Source organism: Paenibacillus nanchangensis, assembly GCF_046543445.1.
Taxonomy (GTDB): domain Bacteria; phylum Bacillota; class Bacilli; order Paenibacillales; family Paenibacillaceae; genus Paenibacillus_AQ; species Paenibacillus_AQ nanchangensis.
On record NZ_JBHOFD010000023.1, the window covers coordinates 11,913 to 29,806 of the forward strand.

Below are 17,894 nucleotides of genomic sequence, written 5' to 3' on the forward strand. Positions count from 1 at the left end.
GAAAGCGGTGTAGCGGTTGTCTTCCTACGGCAAATTTGCCTATGTATATGATCAATTGATGGCGGACATGCCTTACCCCAGGTGGGTGGAGTTCGCGGAGGAAGCCTGGAAGCACTATGGCCGGCCCCGTAATGTGGTGGAGCTCGGCTGCGGTACAGGCAATATTACGATACCGCTGGCTTCGGCCGGCTACCGGCTGACCGGTATCGATTTATCCTCCGATATGCTGGCGGTGGCGCAGCGCAAGCTGGATGATCTTCCGCCTGTCCGGCGGCTGACGCGTGAGGGCGGAATACGCTGGCTTCAGCAGGATATGACGCGGTGGGAGCTGCCGGAACCCGCGGATTCGGTTATATCGTTTTGCGACTGCCTGAACTATTTGCTTGAAGAAGAGCAGATTCAGGCCGTCCTGGCCCGGACTTACGAAGGGCTTAAGCCGGGCGGGACCTTCCTGTTTGATGTTCATCATCCAAATACATTTCTCCGGTATGACGAGGAGCAGCCGTTCATCTGGGATGAGGACGGGGTCGCTTATATCTGGACATGCGGACTGGACCCGGCCAGCCGGATCATTGAGCACGATCTGTCGATATTCGTCCAGGAGGACGGGCATCCCGATCTGTACCGCAGATTTGAAGAGACGCACACACAGCGGGCCTACGATCCGGAGTGGACGCGCGAGGCGCTTCAGTCCGCAGGATTCAGCAGGGTGGAGATCTATGCGGATTTTGAATGGATCCCTGCCCGCGAAGATGCGGAGCGGCTGTTTTATGTCGCGGTTAAATAGCATCGCTCCGGGTAATAATTAGTATTCCGGCAGAAATGGAGGAATACGGCGATGGCTTGGATGAAAATCGTGAACGACAAACTGGTTGTCCGCTGGCTGTTGTCCAAGGTGGAAATTCCGCTGCGCGACATCCGGGACATTAGGCTCTCGGAGCATTACAGCGGCGGCGAGCAGCCGTCTATTCGTCTCGGATTGCCCTATGCGACTACTGACCGCGTGACGATCCGCACGGACAGCAGAAATTATATCGTCTATACAACGGATGGTACAGAAATGGCCGAGCAGCTCAGAGGTTTGATCGCCGAAAATCCGAGTCCGGTATAAGTATCAACCCGAACCCCGGACAACGGCGGGGTGATAGAGGGACTGGCTTGGATAAGACATGCTCTGTACTGAATGTTGCACTGAAGACCATGATCTGTTCAGTCAAAATAAAAACCGCCCATCGCATAGGAACGGGGAATCCGTTCTCCAGCGGCGGGCGGTTTTGCATTTTTTTATCGCAGGGCGAAAGAGACGCCCGACATGACAGCCAAACCGGGGGCGATTGTCAAATACGCTCCCCGGGTCTTCCATTCCTTTACCGGTGCTCGATCAAGTCGATGGCGCCAAGCACAATGTGGGCCAGACCAAAGCCAAGCACGCCTGTGGCGGCGAGCTTATACTTGCTTCCAAGAAAAGCCGCGCCTGTGGCGGATACGACAGTTCCAAGTACGGTTGGGATCAGGCCTTCACGCATTCGAAACACTCCTTCTCGGTGGTTTGGGAGACGCAGTTAGTATGGCTTACCGAGTGCTTGATTATGCCCCTGTCCCGGATGGAGCCGGGGGCAGACGGGACGGATACACAGATCATCTCGCTGCGCAGCCAATGGTCTGCCAGTTACAGGCCGCGGCTTCCTTCCGGCGCAGGCCTCATTCGGCAAGCGGGCAGATTAACGGCAGCGGCAAGAAACCATACTCCCCGCTGGCTTTCAGGCAATCCGGGTTTAGTCCTCTGCGCCCGCTTGAGCATTGGCAGGTGCCGGTTTAAGACACACTTTTTCCTCGACTTCATGCACATCGTACAGCACTCTGGCGAGCAGATGCTGGCTGTAGTTGCCGAAATGCTTCCCGAAGATCGTCATTCCCCGTTTGTTCGCCGACTGCTCCCCTACAGCGATGCGGAAGGTAAGCTCGCTGCGGTAATCGAGCTTGATGTCATCCAGTGTGACGTCCGAAATGCGGCAGCCGTCAATAAAGCTGCCTTCCTGGTTAATCCGGATCAGCTTCAGCATGCCGTATTGGTTCAAGTGCGGCGGCCACCAGTCCGGGTTGAATGTCCCCCGGGTATCCCCGAAATCTCCTGGGCTGGTCCAGTAGCCGATCTCAATCCCGTTGATATAAAAATAGATGTCGGACGGGTAGTTGTTATTGAACCCCGGCGCTTCCGAACCGATTTCAAGCGAGAACTGGACCTCGCGGAAGGACTGGTTAGCCTTCAGGTAGTTCGGAATCCGGTATTCCAGAAATCCTTCGGTCAGCCAAATGATTTCGGAGTTGATTCTTGCCGGATCGGCGAAATAACGGGGTTCGTCAAAATCGCCGATGATGCTGTCTTTGGTAGCCAGCCCGCAGGTGGGAAGGGCCTGGTAGTCGCTGTAATGTCCAACCTGAATCTCAACCTCGTACAGATTATCCACGTCTTTTCTGCGCAAATCCACCATCAATTTGTCCTTGTTCAAGTAACATACCTTCTGGATGCCGTGTTTCCCCACCGTGGTATGAATTTCAATCAGTCCGCTCTCCTCGAGTTTCTTGATATGCATGGTGATGGCTCCATTGCTCAAATTCAGCTTTTTGGCGATTTCATTAAGGTTCAATTCCTGGTTGCTGGCAAGCATCTCCAGAATTTGAATCCGGATTTCGGAGCTGAGCGCCTTGAAAATATCAATTCCGCTCATCAAATCCTTAATATATATCATGCGTTAACCTTCTTCCGGAAGTGATTGGATAATTGTTTTAAATAATTATAAACTAATCGAACAGGAAAATAAAGCGAAGCAGCTGGGATTCAGCGGCAAATCTAATTATAAACCAAGCAAAATGGCATCTGTACCAAAAGACTTACCTTCAAAAAGATAAGGGAGGACCCCTATCAAATCTTTATAAATCATTAAAAAGGTTTAGGTTTATTTATTTACAAACAGAGGAAGTTGTGCTAATTTTACACGTAAGCGGATACAATCCGCTATGTATTCCGTTACATAGGTGTCTTCCGTTACATTCTACATGAATTGGAGGAGAAGTGAATGCAGACGAGCAGCAAGGCCAGACTGGTAATCGACAAGTCTTTTGTGATAGCGGAAGTGGACCGCAGAATTTACGGTTCCTTTGTTGAACATTTGGGGCGCGCCGTATACGGCGGCATTTATGAACCGGGGCATCCCCAGGCAGACTCAAATGGTTTCCGCAAGGACGTGCAGGCTTTGATCCGGGAGCTGCGGGTGCCGATTATCCGGTATCCCGGCGGCAACTTCGTATCAGGCTACAATTGGGAGGACGGGGTGGGTCCGGTCGAAGAGCGGCCGAAACGCCTGGAGCTGGCCTGGCGGACAGTGGAACCCAATGAGGTGGGCACAAATGAGTTTGCCCGCTGGGCGCACAGTGTCGGCGCCGAAGTCATGATGGCGGTCAATCTTGGCACCCGCGGTGTGGATGCCGCCCGCAATCTGCTGGAATACTGCAATCATCCCGGCGGCAGTTACTGGAGTGACCTGCGCAAAGCGCATGGATACGACGCCCCGCACAAGATCAAAACCTGGTGTCTGGGTAACGAAATGGATGGGCCTTGGCAGATTGGCCAGAAGACGCCTGCCGAGTACGGAAGACTGGCTTATGAGACAGGCAAAGCGATGCGCCTTGTCGACCCGGATATCGAGCTGGTATCCTGCGGCAGCTCCAGCTCTACCATGCCGACTTTCCCCGAATGGGAGGCCGTTACCCTTGAGCATACATACGACGTAGCGGACTATATCTCGTTGCATCAGTATTACGGCAACCGCGACAACGATTCCGCGAACTTTTTAGCCCGGACGATGGATCTGGAGCATTTTCTGCATACAGTCATCTCCACCTGTGATTATGTAAAAGCCAAAAAACGCAGCAATAAAACGATGCACCTCAGCTTCGATGAATGGAACGTATGGTATCACTCCAATGATGCCGATACCCGGATCGAACCCTGGACGGTAGGACCCCCTCAGCTTGAGGATATTTATAACTTTGAAGACGCCCTGCTGGTCGGCGGTATGCTGATCACCTTCCTGAAGCATGCCGACCGGGTGAAAATCGCCTGCCTGGCGCAGCTGGTCAATGTAATCGCCCCAATTATGACTGAATCCGGGGGCTCCGCTTGGAGACAGACGATTTTTTATCCGTATCTTCATGCGTCGCTGTACGGTCAAGGCGTTTCCTTGAAACCGATTATCGATTCGCCGAAGTATGACGCCCAGGATTACACGGATGTTCCTTATCTGGACAGCGCGGTGGTCTATAACGAAGCGGAGGAGCAGCTGACTGTTTTTGCGCTGAACCGGCATCTGGAAGAAGGCTTGGAGCTCGAATGCGACGTGCGCGGATTTGAGGGATACACTGTAATAGAGCATATCGTGCTGGCCCACTCTGATCTTAAAGCGGTTAATTCCGCATCGAATGAACAGGTCAAACCGCACAGCGGCGGGGATGCGGTTGTCCGTGACGGGTATGTATATGCCCGTCTATCCAAGGCTTCATGGAATGTTATCCGCCTGGGTAAAGCCAAATCTTAAGGAGATACCAGCCCAATCAGCGAACCGCTAGCTAAAAATAGCGGGACTGCAGCCGTACCGAACAGCCGGCCCAAACCGGCTGACTAAGGCAGCGGCCCTGCCGCCCGGGCGATTTCCGTCATAACCCTGCTTGAGATCCCGCTGGTACAATAGAGAGCAGAGCCTACCCGGCCGGGTAAGGTCCGGGCCGGTTCTCATCTATTTCCGCGGGAGATGAGAAGAGAGATGGATAACGCGCATAGCGAACCCCGCAAGCGATGCGGGTCATGCGATGAAGCAATGCGGGTCAGCCCCGAGAAGCTGGAGCGGCTGATTGAGATTGCCACACGTGTCAGGCCGCTTGCGGCGGAAGAGCAGTACCGGCGGAGGATCGAAGCCTGCCGCGATTGCACCGGCCTGCAGTTTGGCGTCACCTGCCGTTATTGCGGCTGTTTTGTGGAAGTGAGAACACGGCTGCAGGACGCCGACTGCCCTTTTCCGGAAGGAGCAAAGTGGGTGTAAGCATAATTCCTTCCGTTATTGTTTTATTGTGTTTTAGATAAGCTTAAAATAAACGGGGCGCAGGTTATTGGAGTATATTCAATAGGGCGCCCCGTTCTTCTCTTGCTCCCTCGGGGCTAACCGATTTACCCCTCCCTTAAATACAAGCCAACTCAATCTGTTTTAAATAAACTTAAAAAGATTTAGATTTATTAGTTTACAAATGCCTTGTTGTGTGGTAATTTAAGGTTGTAAGCGAATTCATTTAATATATATTCAAATCATTTATACATATGTGAAATGATTTCGCTCACTTTGCCTCTTTGCAGCTGCTTAAGCTGAAAGCTGAACCCTTTTATTGTTGCTTGCACCAGGTAAGGCAGGAACAGGACATGATTTTATGATTATGAGGAGGGTCAACGGATGAAGAGAAAATGGTTGTCGATGGTAACGGTATTCTCCCTGATGCTGATGCTGCTGGCAGGCTGCGGCGGATCGGGCGGTAAAGCCGCAGAGGGGAAATCATCGGTTCTGGACGGAGGGGCGGGCGATTCCGCTACTGAATTGTCTTATTGGACCTTTGTAGAGCTGCACGGCCAGCATTTTGAGAAAATGCTGAAGAAGTGGAACGAAGCAAACCCGGACCGGCAGATCAAGCTGAATGTAACCGTCATGCCGTATGACGATATGCACAACAAGCTGTCGATCGCAGTCCAGACCGGCACGGGCGCTCCGGATATCGCGGATATCGAGCTTGGTAAATTCCCGGATTTTCTTGCAGGCGAGCCGCAGCTTGTGCCGCTTAACGATGTGATTGACCCTTTTAGAGATACGCTCGTGAAGTCGAGAATCGATATTTACAGTAAGGACGGCCAGAATTATGCGGCGCCAACCCATGTCGGCGCATCGGTCGCCTTCTACAATACCGAATTGCTGGAACAAGCCGGCATCGATTACACGAAGATCGAGACTTGGGAAGATTTCAAGCAGGCCGGCATCAAGCTGTACGAGAAGACGGGCAAATATATGGGAACCGCGGATACCAGCGCAACCTGGCAGCTCTCGATGATGCTCGCCCAGCAAGGAACCGATTTTACGGATGACAGCGGCAAGCCGATTGTGAATTCGGAAGCACTGGCCAAAGGGCTGTCCATTCTGAAGGATTTGCAGGAGAACAACGTCATCGCCACCATCGCCGGCGGACAGCCGGATACGGAAGAAGCTTACGGCGAATTTAATGCCGGCAACTATGCGACCGCGTTTATGCCGCTTTGGCAGATGTCCAGATACACCAATTATATGAAGGAACTGTCCGGCAAAATCGCGATCGCTCCCATTCCTGTCATTGAAAAAGGCATGCCCAGATCGGTTGGCGGCGGCGGCACCGGCACGGTCGTAACCAAGACGGCCAAAGATGTGCAGCTTGCCAAGGAATTCCTTGCTTTCGCCAAGCTATCGCTCGATGCAAACGTCGAAATCTGGAATACGCTTGGATTTGACCCGGTGAATATGGACGTGTGGGACATGAAGGAAGTTACGCATAATCCGGATAACCAATTTGTGAAGTATTTCAAAAACAACCCGTTTGACGTGCTGCACGAGATCAAAGATGAAATCCGGATGATTAAGTCGACGTCCGCATCGCCTACGATTAACAACGTCCTTTGTACGGTAACGCTGAACGAGATTTTTGAGGACGGCAAGGATATCAAGGAAGCGCTGAAGGATGCGCAGGAACAGATTGAGCAGGAGCTAAAATAACGGGACGCCACTAAAACAAGGAGAAGCCGCTCCCGGCAGGCAGGGAGCGGCTCCTGTTAAGAAGGAGTAAGGTCGAATGATAAAAAGATTTCTGTACTCGCAGAAGGTCGCTCCTTATATCTTCGTGCTGCCGTTTATTCTGGTCTTCCTGATCTTTTGGGTCTATCCGCTGCTCAGCTCGGTCGAAATGAGCTTTCAGAAGCTGATGCTGGGCCAGAGCGCCCAGTTCGTCGGCTTCGATAATTACGACAAGCTGCTGGGCGACGGCGTATTCCTGAAAGCGGTCAAGAACAGCACGATTTATATGATTTTGACCTTGGTGATATTGATTCCGTTTCCGATGCTGTTCGCGGTGCTCATCAACAGCAAGCTGATGTGGGGAAGAGAGTTTTTTAAATCTGCTTTTTTCTTTCCCGCGCTTACCTCGGTAGTGGTGGCAGGCACCGTGTTCCGGCTGATGTTCGGAGAGATGGATGGATCGCTGATTAATAGCATCCTGGGTTTGTTCGGCGTTGAGCCGGTGAAATTCCTGAAAGGTCAGACCACCGGTTTTATCGCGCTCCTGGCGCTGGCAACCTGGAGATGGACCGGAGTCAATATGCTGTATTTTCTGTCGGGGCTGAAAAACATTCCGGATGAATATTATGAAGCGGCTTCCATTGACGGAGCGTCGACCGTTCAGAAATTTACCCGGATCACCATGCCGCTGCTTAAACCGATTACGATTTATGTGCTGACGATCAGTATTTATGCCGGCATGTCCATGTTTATCGAAAGCATGATGCTGTGGAACGGCAACAACTCGCCCAAAAATATCGGCCTCACTATCGTCGGTTATCTGTACCGGCAGGGCATTGAAAAAAACAACCTGGGCTACGCGGCAACGGTCGGCATCGTGCTGCTGCTCGTCACGATGGTTATCAATTTGTCCCAGCTCGCCTTTAGCGGCCTGTTCAAGAAGGGGGATCAGTGATGACAAAAGATGCTGCGGCCTTTGCTGCCGACCCGCGCGGGATACGACCTTCCGCTGAGGCTCCCCGCATGAAGAAAGAAACGGGGATTCGGATTCTTCTGTTCGTTTTTTTTAGTATTTTGTGTCTGCTGATCCTGATTCCGTTTTATGCGGTCGCTCTGGCTTCCTTTAAGCCGGGGGAAGATCTCATCCGGTATGGCCTCAATCTGAAATTCGATTTGTCGGTCATGTCGTTTGATAATTTCAACTATTTGTTTACGGGTGACCATGCTTACTTTACCTGGTTTTTCAACTCCCTGCTGCTGACGGTCGTGCAGGTAGCGCTGACGCTGTTTATCAGTGCAACGGTCGCTTACGGCTTTGCCGCTTATGAATTCCGGGGCAAAAACTTCCTGTTCATCTGCGTGCTGCTGATTATGATGGTGCCGTTTGAAATTTTGCTGCTGCCGCTTTATTCGCTGATTTTTAACATCGGGATGATGAACAGCTACTCCGCAATCATTCTGCCGGGGATCGCCAACGCGGCGACCATCTTTTTCTTCCGCCAATATCTCAGCGGCATTCCGAAGGAGCTGATGGCGGCTGGCCGGGTGGATGGAGCATCAGAGTATGGCATTTACGCCAGATTGATTTTGCCGATCATGAAACCTTCTTTTGCAGCGATGGCGATTTTGAACGGGATGAACAGCTGGAACAATTTCCTCTGGCCGTTTATGGTGCTCGGGGATGATTCGAAGTTCACGCTTCCGATCGGTTTGAAGACGCTGCTGACGCCATACGGCAATAACTATGACCTGCTTATTGTGGGCTCGTTTTTCTCCATTCTGCCAATCTTTATTTTATTTGTGGCATTTCAAAAATACTTTATCGACGGCATGACAGCCGGCGCAGTTAAAGGGTAAGTCTCCCGGCAGACAAACTGACCAAGCTAACGACAAAGGAGCACGTAAATCATGATTACAACACAGCGATATTCCAATCCGCTAGTGGAGCAGCGGGCGGACCCTTGGGTATACCTGCACACGGACGGATTCTATTATTTCACTGCTTCCGTGCCCGAGTATGACCGGATTGAACTGCGCCGGGCCAAACGGATTGAAGAGCTGGCCCAAGCCGTCCCTGTGACTGTCTGGACAAAACATGAGACCGGCCAACTCAGCGCCAACATTTGGGCGCCGGAGATTCATGCGATTGACGGCAAATGGTACATTTATTTTGCGGCTGCACGCACCACGGAAACAAATGATGGGCTGTTCGATCACCGGATGTATGTGCTGGAGAATGACTCGGCGAATCCGCTGGAGGGGGAATGGACGGAGAAAGGGCAGGTGAAGACGGCCTGGGAGTCGTTTGCGCTGGATGCGACCGTGTTCCGGCACCGGGGAACCTTATATTATGTCTGGGCACAAAAGGATCCGGAGATCCCGGGAAACTCCAACCTGTACATCTCGGCCATGCTTAATCCCTGGACGCTGACGGGGCCGCAAGTGATGATCTCCACCCCGGAGTATCCTTGGGAAAAGATAGGTTTTCTTGTCAACGAAGGACCGGCGGTGCTGATCCGCGGCGGTAAAGTTCTGCTGGCATACTCCGCCAGCGCGACCGACCATCATTACTGCATGGGTCTGCTGAGCGCGGATGCGGATTCGGATCTCCTGGATCCGGCATCCTGGAGCAAAAGCGCGGAGCCGGTGTTTTGCACCAGCGAGGCGGCCGGGCAGTATGGACCGGGGCATAACAGCTTTACCGTCAATGAATACGGCGAGGACGTGCTGATCTATCATGCCCGGAATTACAAGGAAATCACGGGTGATCCGCTGTATGACCCGAACCGCCACACGCGCGCTCAGGTCTTCGGCTGGAAAGCGGACGGGATGCCTGACTTTGGAGAGCCTGTGCCGGACGGCGGGGCGGAATAAAGGGATAAACAGCTCATTAATGAGGATGGGACCGCATAGCAAACTGTGCGGTCCCATCCTTTTTTCACAAATTCCCCCAAATGACGTGAATTGTGGGTACTAAGCCCTAAAATTTTTCTCAAAAAATGTTAAAGAACAGCGAGTGAAATCCGATATATGTAGTACCTTTCATCTTTATCTGCAACAAACTTCACTTATCCATGGCTGTAGGAGGGATGTCCGACAATTTTCGATTCGTATGTGTGCCTGAGAGGCTCCGCATTTGGTGGTTAGCAGACCAAGGCCGGTTCTCACGCATCCTAGTATGGAACATCATGAACAAATGGAGTTGAATCTGTGAAGAAACGGACTGCGAACAGGGGACTAACCATCCTTCTCATTATTACCTTATTGCTTGGCATCTTTCCCGCGTCGCCTTCAGCGGTTCAAGCAGCGTCAGGAAATGCGGAGCTGAACACCATTGCCGAGGATACCTTCGATTCTCCCGGAGAGCTGACCTCGACGATCTACAACAACGGGATTGGGATTACCGGAGTAGATAATGCCCACGGCCAATGGCAATATTTCAATGGCGTTGTCTGGTATGCGATCGAAACCCCGCAGCCGGGTACAATGTATGTTTTTAACCGTAATGTACCGATCCGTTATGTGCCCAATGCAGATTGGAACGGCACGGCTACTTTCACTTACCGGGAGTGGATTTCCGGAGATCCGGAAGCAAGCGGGTCCGAATATCATTTGAACTATCCTGCTGAGGAGTTTGGCGAGTTCGGCGAAACGGTTAAGACGGCGCAAATTACCGTCACGCCGGTAAATGACGCTCCTTATTTGACCGAAGTAGGCGGATCGTATTATTTCGATTTTGACGGTTCAAATTATGCGTCAATCCCCGATCTTGGCATTTACGCGAATTCCTTCACACTGGAAACCGAGGTATATGCAACAAGCTACTCCACTTGGGGGCGGTTCTTCGATACTTCTTATGGTATGGATAATTTTGTAGTGTTTTTTGGTTTCCAGGGCAACGGCGGCAATGTGGTCCTCTCTGGAATTCCGCAACAAGGTTACAGAGTTCACGAATACAATGTAGCCACGGCAGAGAAACTGCCGCTCAAACGATGGGTGCATGTCGCAGCTGTGTACGATCATCAAAAGCGGATGGGTTACATCTATTGGGATGGTGTCCTTAAGGCATCCGGCCCTATGGACTTAAGCAATATGGCCAATGCTGCCGCCTCTAACGACGGCGCGCCAAGGCCGATCAACTATATCGGCGAAAGCACCTGGTCGATGGATGCCAACTATACGGGCGGCCTTCGGGATTTCCGGTTCTGGAACAAGGCCAGAACGCAGGCGGAAATTGCAGGCAGCATGAACCGGAGGCTGACCGGAAGCGAGCCGAATTTGGTTGCGAACTATAAGCTGAACAATCCGGACGACGGGGGAGAGATCAAAGATTCCACGCCTGCGGCCAAGCATGGTGTGGTATATCAATACAACGATCCAGCTCCTGGGAAATACCAGTCAAGCGAAGGCTTCAACTATAGCGTTACTACGACGGTAAACGTGCCGGCAACCAAGGCATTTCAAATTGTTGAAGTGGATGGCGATCCCGTTACCGCTACGTACTCCTCCTCCAATCAGAACCTGGTTCCCGATGCCAGCATTGAAATGACGGGCACCGGTAACGAACGGCTGTTAACGATAACGCCGGCGAAGGACCGGATCGGAACAGCGCGTATCGCTGTGACGCTGGACGACGGGGAGCTGCAGACAACAAGCGATTTTGAATTTAATGTGAAGCCAGGCGGTAATGATTTGGTGTCCATTAAACCTTCCGCCGGGGTGCTGGATCCGGTGTTCAACCGGCTGGTGACCCATTACAAAGTGCATGTTCCGAATAAAACTGGAGCGCTTCCGAACAATGACGTTACGCTGAATGTGGCGTCCATGTTCCCGAATGACACCCTGGTGACAGCTTATACAGAGCAGGGATCCGGAGTTACGGTCTCCGGCAGTTATCCGGCATTTAGGGTCAGCGGACTTGCTGTCGGTGTATATAAACCGGTCATCATCCGTGCAGCCGACAAAGCCGGATCGGGATACAAAGAATACCGGGTTGAGCTGATCCGCTATCCCGGTAACGATGCCGATTTGGCGGAAGCTGAAGGCCTTGCGTTATCGGCAGAGGGACAACCGGTTTCGCTGTCTCCGTCTTATCACAAACACCAGCTGAGCTATACGGCTGAAGTCGGCCCCGAAGTGAGCCAGGTGCGCGTGAACGTCCGCAAGTCCAGCCCCTTTTTGAGCGTGATGCTGAATAATACGGGCATCGGTTCGATTGGCGAAGCGGAAGCCGGCGGCGACGTGAATTTGGCGTTTGGCAAAAATGTAATCACCCTTCAGGTGAAATCCGAAGACGGAAAAACGGTAAAGCCTTACCGGATTACCGTTATTCGCAAAGCCTCGTCTGACGCGAGTCTTACGAGCCTGACCACACAGCCGGCGGGGGCGTTGCCTGCGTTCGATCCGGCTAAACTGGATTACACGCTGGCGGTGGACCATAACGTCAACGCTGCTTCGTTCACTCCGGCCGCAGCTCCGGGAGCGACAATCCGGATCAACGGTGCCGACCATCCGAGCGGCGTACCGTATGCAGCCGGCGATTTGTCGCCCGGTGCGAATATGTACACCATCGAAGTAACCGCTCAAGACGGTATAACCAAGAAAGTATACCGGCTTGCGATTGTCCGGGCCTTGTCCGATGTGGCCGACCTGGCAGCGCTTGACGTCCAGGATGCTGCGCTGAACCCGATGTTCAGCAATGAACATACGGCGTACAGCATCGTTGTTCCTAACTGGATGGGGACGTTTAATCTGACCCCTTGGTTGATCGATCCGGCTTCCGAGCTCAGCGTGGACGGACTGCCGCATCCAAACGGCACGTTGTATTCCAAACCGCTGCGCGTAGGAATCAATCCGGTTACCCTTAAGGTCACCTCCGAAAGCGGAGCCGTGACCAAAACGACGCTTGTCACCGTGATCCGTGAAGCTTCGTCCAATGCGAATTTGAGCAGTCTGGACGTATCCTCCGGTTCGCTGGCCCCGCTGTTTGACCGGGATCAGACGGAATATGCGGTAACCGTCGAAAATGATGTGAAGCAAATTTCGGTTACGCCAGCTATGGAAGACAAGACGGCCTCCCTGCTGCTGAACGGTATACCAGCCGCCGATGAATTTGGAACCCAAGTTGAACTGCAGACGGGGACCAACACGGTTACAGTAACGGTCAGAGCGCAGGACGGCAAAACGATTAAGAACTACACGCTTACGATCGTGCGCAAGGCTTCATCCAACGCCGATCTGAAGGATTTAACCCTGAACGGCGCTCCGCTGTCCGGCGGGTTTGATCCTGCAACCTCCACTTATGTGGAGCATGTGGCAAATAACGTATCCGCAGTAACGGCTGCGGCAGTAACCAGCGATCCGCTTGCAACTTATACCGTCAACGGATTGGAGAGCAAAGGCGGGGTTCCAGTTCCGCTGAAGGTTGGCGAAAATCTGGTTACAGTTGTTACGACTGCCCCCGACGGGGTCACTACAAAAGAGTATACAGTGACCGTGATCCGTGCGGCTTCGGGTAATGCCAATCTGCAAAGTCTGGCGCTGACCGGGGAGGGCGGGCCTGTGCCGTTGACGCCTGAGTTCCACCCCGATACAACGGTCTACAGCGCCAGTATTGAGGACAGCATTCCAAGTCTGGAGCTTGCGGCATTGGCCGAAGATCCGGATGTAAGCAGTATCAGCTATTGGCTGAATGGCGTGGAGGTAGAGGATCCCCTGCTACTGACGCCGGTGACTGGACTGAATGTTATTGAAGTCCGGGTTACAGCCGAAGACGGCAGTATCAAGAAATACACGGTTAATTTGACAAAAAATCCGAGTACGGACGCATCGCTGAAGGAACTGAACAGCAGTGTGGAATATGCTCCGGGCTTTGAACCGGGCGTTGAGGATTATGCCGCCAATGTAGAGAACGGCATCAACTCCCTCTCCTTATTCCCGCTGACCAATCATCCGGATGCGGCGTACACAATCACGAATAATGGTAATGAAATCATCAATAATTTTGTAAACCTTGAAGAAGGAAGCAATGTCATTATTGTTAAGGTAACTGCGCCAGACCAAACAACAGTGAAGACATACACGCTGACGGTGAACCGTGAAGTTCTGCCGAAAGATGCATCGCTGGCGGACCTGAGCGTAACTACTGTCAGAGGTACGGAAACACTGACACCAGGATTCTCATCTGATGTGACCGAATATGCGGTTGAAGTGCCGTATACCATCGATCAGGCTTCCCTGCAGGCGCTCACAAGCGACTCCCATGCCCTGCTGTCTATTAACGGACTTCCGGCGGGACAACAAAGCGCTATCGGCCTTTTGGAAGGCGTCAATACGTTTGATGTCACCGTAATGGCACAGGATCATAAAACGAAGCAGGTCTATACGGTCAAAGTCACACGCAAATCGCCTTCATCGGACGCCAACATCCGGGAGATTGTGTTGAATGGTGACGCTGCGCTGGAGCCTGCTTTTGATCCGGGCGTAACCGCTTATGAAGTGAAGGTTGGCCATGAGGTCACCTCACTGGATTGGACGATTGTCCTGTCGGATCCCGAATTTGCAGCATATGAAGTCGTCGGCAAAGACGGTTCATCGCTGAAGGCGCTGCATACAGGCGAAAACGTATTTGAGATTGTGGTGACGGCCCAGGACGGAACAATTAAGCGGTACAGCATCACCGTTGTACGCGCCAAATCCTCCGATGCGAAGCTGACCAGGCTGGAGCTGCTGGACGGGGCGGTTCCCGTTACGCTGACACCGGATTTTGAACCAAATACGGCCAGTTATGAAGCTTTTGTTCCGGATCAGACTCAAGTGATCGATCTGCAGGTTTTAACCTCTGATAAAAAGGCGGCCGTTGAGGTGGAGCTAGGCGGCGAGAAAGTTGCTGACCGGGCGGCTATACCGCTGAAAACAGGAGTTAACCAGCTTGTCGTCCGGGTTACTGCGGAGGACGGAACAAAAAACAGTTATACGATTGACGTAACAAGACAACCGAGTCATGATGCGTCGCTGAAGGATTTGACGATTCAGCCGGGTGTTGCGCTGACACCGGGATTTGATCCGGAAACAGCCGACTATTCCGCAACAGTGCCAAACGATCAGGATGAAATTGTACTGGATATTGAAGCGAATCACCCTGGCGCTGTATTTACCGTAACGAACAACGGAGTGGATGTAACGGCAGATGCTCCGATATCGCTGCGGGAAGGAAGCAATCTATTGGTGGTTACTGTTACCGCGGCGGATGGGCATACTGTCCGTGAATATACGGTAATGGTTAACCGGAAGCTGCTTCCTAGCGACGCCTTGCTGACAGGCTTGACTGTATATCCGAAGGAAGGAACCGACAGCCTTCCGTTGACGCCTGGATTTGCATCCGACGTAACGGGTTATACAGTGAACGTTCCGAACAGTCTTGATGGAGTTGAACTGGCTGTATCGAAAAGTGATCCCCAGGCGATTCTGTATGTTGACGGCCTGCCCGCCAATGACCGGATCGAAAAAGCGCTTGAAGTAGGACCCAACAAGATAGACATTGTTGTTCGCGCGCAGGACGGGAAAACATCAACCACATACACTGTGGTCGTAACCCGGGAAGCCCTGTCGGCGGACGCGAAGATTAAGAGTATTGAAGTGGGCGGCGGATGGCCGCTGGAACCGGTTTTCGATCCCGAGATCATAGATTACAAAGTAGATATCGGACATGAAGTTACCGGGCTTGATCTGACGATCGTTTTGTCTGATAAAAAAGCGACGTATGAGATCGCCGGCAAAGACGGGGCGCAGCTGGATGATTTGAGAGACGGCGACAATGTCTTTGAAATTACGGTGACTGCGGAAGACGGTACGAAGCTGACCTATACGATCCATATCGTAAAAGAGGCTGCTCCGCTGCCTTCGCCGACACCAACGCCTTCGCCGGAGCCGTCGGCTACGCCGGCACCAACGCCTTCGCCGACAGCAAACCCAGAACCAAGCACGGAGCCAAGCGCCGAGCCGAGCACGGAACCAAGTGCGACGCCAAGTCCTGAGCCAAGCGCAGCGCCGAGTGCAGAACCAAGCGCGACGCCAAGTCCTGAGCCAAGCGCCGAGCCGAGTGCGGAACCAAGCGCGACGCCAAGTCCTGAGCCAAGCGCCGAGCCGAGCGCAGCACCAAGCGCGACGCCAAGTGCAGAACCAAGTGCAGCACCAAGCACGAAGCCAAGTGCAGCACCAAGCACAGAGCCAAGTGCAGCACCGAGCACAGAGCCAAGTACGGCACCAAGCACAGAACCAAGTGCAGCACCAAGCACAGAACCAAGTGCAGCGCCGAGCACAGAACCAAGTGCAGCACCGAGCACAGAACCAAGTGCAGAACCAAGCACAGAGCCAAGTACGGCACCAAGCACAGAACCAAGTGCAGCACCAAGCACAGCCCCGACGCCGCAGCCAAGCAGCGAGCCTGCACCGGAGCCTGCTCCGCAGCCGGTTCAGCCAACCGGCCCGGTGACGGAAGAAATCAAAATTAAAGTAGAGTCCGGCAGCCTGAATAGCGGGCAGCTGCTGACCCAAACGCCGATCCTGCGCACACGGGCAGCCGACGGCAAAGTCAGCGATCTGGTCACGCTGAATGAAGCGCAGACGCAGGAAGCGGTACGCAATATCGCGACCGCAGGCGGTTCGACCGCCCGGATCGTGATCCCTGACGACAAGGACGAAGTATCCGATCTGAAGGTGTACGTTCCGCGGGGTGCTCTTAAGCTGATGGGCGATGCCAAAGTCGATATGGAGATTTTTACGAACAACGTAAAAATCGTAATTCCGAACGCATCGATGAATGAATTTAACGAAGACCTGTTCTTCCGCCTGGTACCGATCAAGGAAGAGAACAAACGCAAAGAGGTGGAGACACGCGCGAGAATCGAAAAAATTGTCCGCGAAGTGGCCAAAAACGACGAGATTTTGGTCGTTGGCCGTCCGATGACGATTGAGACGAACATGCAGAGCCGTCCGGTTACGCTGACGCTTCCGCTCAGCAGTGTACCTCTTCCCGCCGACCTGGCGGAGAGAGCAAATTATCTGGCGAACCTGGCGATTTTCATTGAGCACAGCGACGGAGATAAAGAGCTCGTTAAGGCAAAAGCCGTGGATTACAAGGATGGCACGATCGGACTGGAGTTTGGCGTCAATAAATTCAGTACATTTACAGTGCTTGATATGAGAGGATGGGCCGATTACGCCGCGGCGCTGGAGCTGCTTACCGGCGCAGGCAAAGATGGAAGCCAAGCGAATTCGCACACCGCTTACATCAATGGCTACCCGGACGGCACGTTCAAGCCGAACCGCAGTATTACGCGGGCCGAAATGGCCTCCATTCTGGCAAAAAACCTGGGATACAAGCAGGCGTCAAACCCTTCGGCTTCCTCATATCCCGATGTGAAGTCCACCCACTGGGCTTCCGGAGCGATTGAATTCGTCAAATCGTCCGGTCTCATGGTGGGTGACAACCGCGGCCTGTTCCGTGCCGATCAGCCGGTCAGCCGCGGAGAGATGGCAGCTATCGCCGCACGCTACAAAAAGCTTGAGCTTACGGCGTCCACTGCAGGAGGATTTACCGATACTGCTTCGCATTGGGCGGCAGCCGAAATTGCGGCCGCACAGAACGCCGGTATTCTTGACGGATTCGGCGACGGTACGTACCGGCCGAAGGACGCGCTTCAGCGGAGCGCCGCCGTCAAGATCGTTAACCGCTTGTTCGGCCGCGGCCCGCTGTACGGTGTAACCGAACCGGCCTGGCCGGATGTACCGGCCGGACATTGGTCTTATGCCGAGGTCGAAGAAGCTTCCCGAGATCACAGCTACTCCCTCCGTCCTGAAGGCGGAGAGCAGCTGCAGTCGAAGTAACATGGATCGTCCAAACGGCGCCCCTTCCCTTAATGGGAGGCGGGCGCCGTTTTGTTTGCGTAAATGGCAGAGCATTGAACGGTTGTCAGAAGGGAATCCGCTGTTCTTTTTCGAATAGTTGATATACAGAGTGAGGTGAGATGTATGTATGAT

11 protein-coding genes are annotated in these 17,894 nt (G+C 53.0%); 9 read left to right on the forward strand and 2 right to left on the reverse strand.

Annotated features, from left to right (window positions below; translation table 11 throughout):
* Window positions 1-16: 16 nt before the first annotated feature.
* The gene (locus ACE6ED_RS18420; RefSeq protein WP_410828685.1) at window positions 17-787 is read left to right on the forward strand and encodes a class I SAM-dependent DNA methyltransferase; all 771 of its coding nucleotides are present in this window, start codon (window positions 17-19) and stop codon (window positions 785-787) included.
* Between the two features lie 51 nt (window positions 788-838).
* The gene (locus ACE6ED_RS18425) at window positions 839-1,111 is read left to right on the forward strand and encodes a SunI/YnzG family protein (RefSeq protein WP_410828686.1); all 273 of its coding nucleotides are present in this window, start codon (window positions 839-841) and stop codon (window positions 1,109-1,111) included.
* A gap of 256 nt (window positions 1,112-1,367) precedes the next feature.
* Here the strand turns inward: ACE6ED_RS18425 and ACE6ED_RS18430 are convergent, their stop codons facing one another.
* Window positions 1,368-1,526 (reverse strand): asparagine synthase, encoded by a 159-nt coding sequence (locus ACE6ED_RS18430; RefSeq protein WP_410828687.1) that lies wholly within the window; start codon window positions 1,524-1,526, stop codon window positions 1,368-1,370.
* 249 nt (window positions 1,527-1,775) lie between these two features.
* Window positions 1,776-2,750: an ArsR/SmtB family transcription factor gene (locus ACE6ED_RS18435; RefSeq protein WP_410828688.1), complete on the reverse strand. Its 975-nt coding sequence runs from the start codon at window positions 2,748-2,750 to the stop codon at window positions 1,776-1,778.
* Between the two features lie 327 nt (window positions 2,751-3,077).
* On the opposite strand from ACE6ED_RS18435, the gene arfA reads away from it, so the two are divergent.
* The 7 genes from arfA to ACE6ED_RS18470 all read left to right on the forward strand — a co-directional run bounded on the left by arfA (window position 3,078) and on the right by ACE6ED_RS18470 (window position 17,741).
* Window positions 3,078-4,595, forward strand: a complete 1,518-nt coding sequence (gene arfA, locus ACE6ED_RS18440; RefSeq protein ID WP_410828689.1) for an arabinosylfuranosidase ArfA — start codon at window positions 3,078-3,080, stop codon at window positions 4,593-4,595.
* Between the two features lie 225 nt (window positions 4,596-4,820).
* Window positions 4,821-5,096: a DUF6171 family protein gene (locus ACE6ED_RS18445; RefSeq protein ID WP_410828690.1), complete on the forward strand. Its 276-nt coding sequence runs from the start codon at window positions 4,821-4,823 to the stop codon at window positions 5,094-5,096.
* A gap of 402 nt (window positions 5,097-5,498) precedes the next feature.
* Entirely contained in the window at window positions 5,499-6,836 is a 1,338-nt protein-coding gene (locus ACE6ED_RS18450) for an ABC transporter substrate-binding protein (RefSeq protein WP_410828691.1), read from the forward strand.
* A 76-nt stretch (window positions 6,837-6,912) separates the two neighbouring features.
* On the forward strand, window positions 6,913-7,809 hold the full coding sequence (locus tag ACE6ED_RS18455) for a carbohydrate ABC transporter permease (protein ID WP_410828692.1): 897 nt from the start codon (window positions 6,913-6,915) through the stop codon (window positions 7,807-7,809).
* A gap of 68 nt (window positions 7,810-7,877) precedes the next feature.
* The gene (locus ACE6ED_RS18460; protein ID WP_410828762.1) at window positions 7,878-8,711 is read left to right on the forward strand and encodes a carbohydrate ABC transporter permease; all 834 of its coding nucleotides are present in this window, start codon (window positions 7,878-7,880) and stop codon (window positions 8,709-8,711) included.
* Between the two features lie 51 nt (window positions 8,712-8,762).
* Window positions 8,763-9,728, forward strand: coding sequence for a glycoside hydrolase family 43 protein (locus ACE6ED_RS18465; protein WP_410828693.1), 966 nt, complete (start codon window positions 8,763-8,765; stop codon window positions 9,726-9,728).
* 336 nt (window positions 9,729-10,064) lie between these two features.
* Window positions 10,065-17,741 carry a cadherin-like beta sandwich domain-containing protein gene (locus tag ACE6ED_RS18470; RefSeq protein ID WP_410828694.1) on the forward strand — a complete coding sequence of 2,559 codons (7,677 nt, stop codon included), beginning with the start codon at window positions 10,065-10,067 and terminating at the stop codon, window positions 17,739-17,741.
* The last annotated feature ends 153 nt before the right edge of the window (window positions 17,742-17,894 follow it).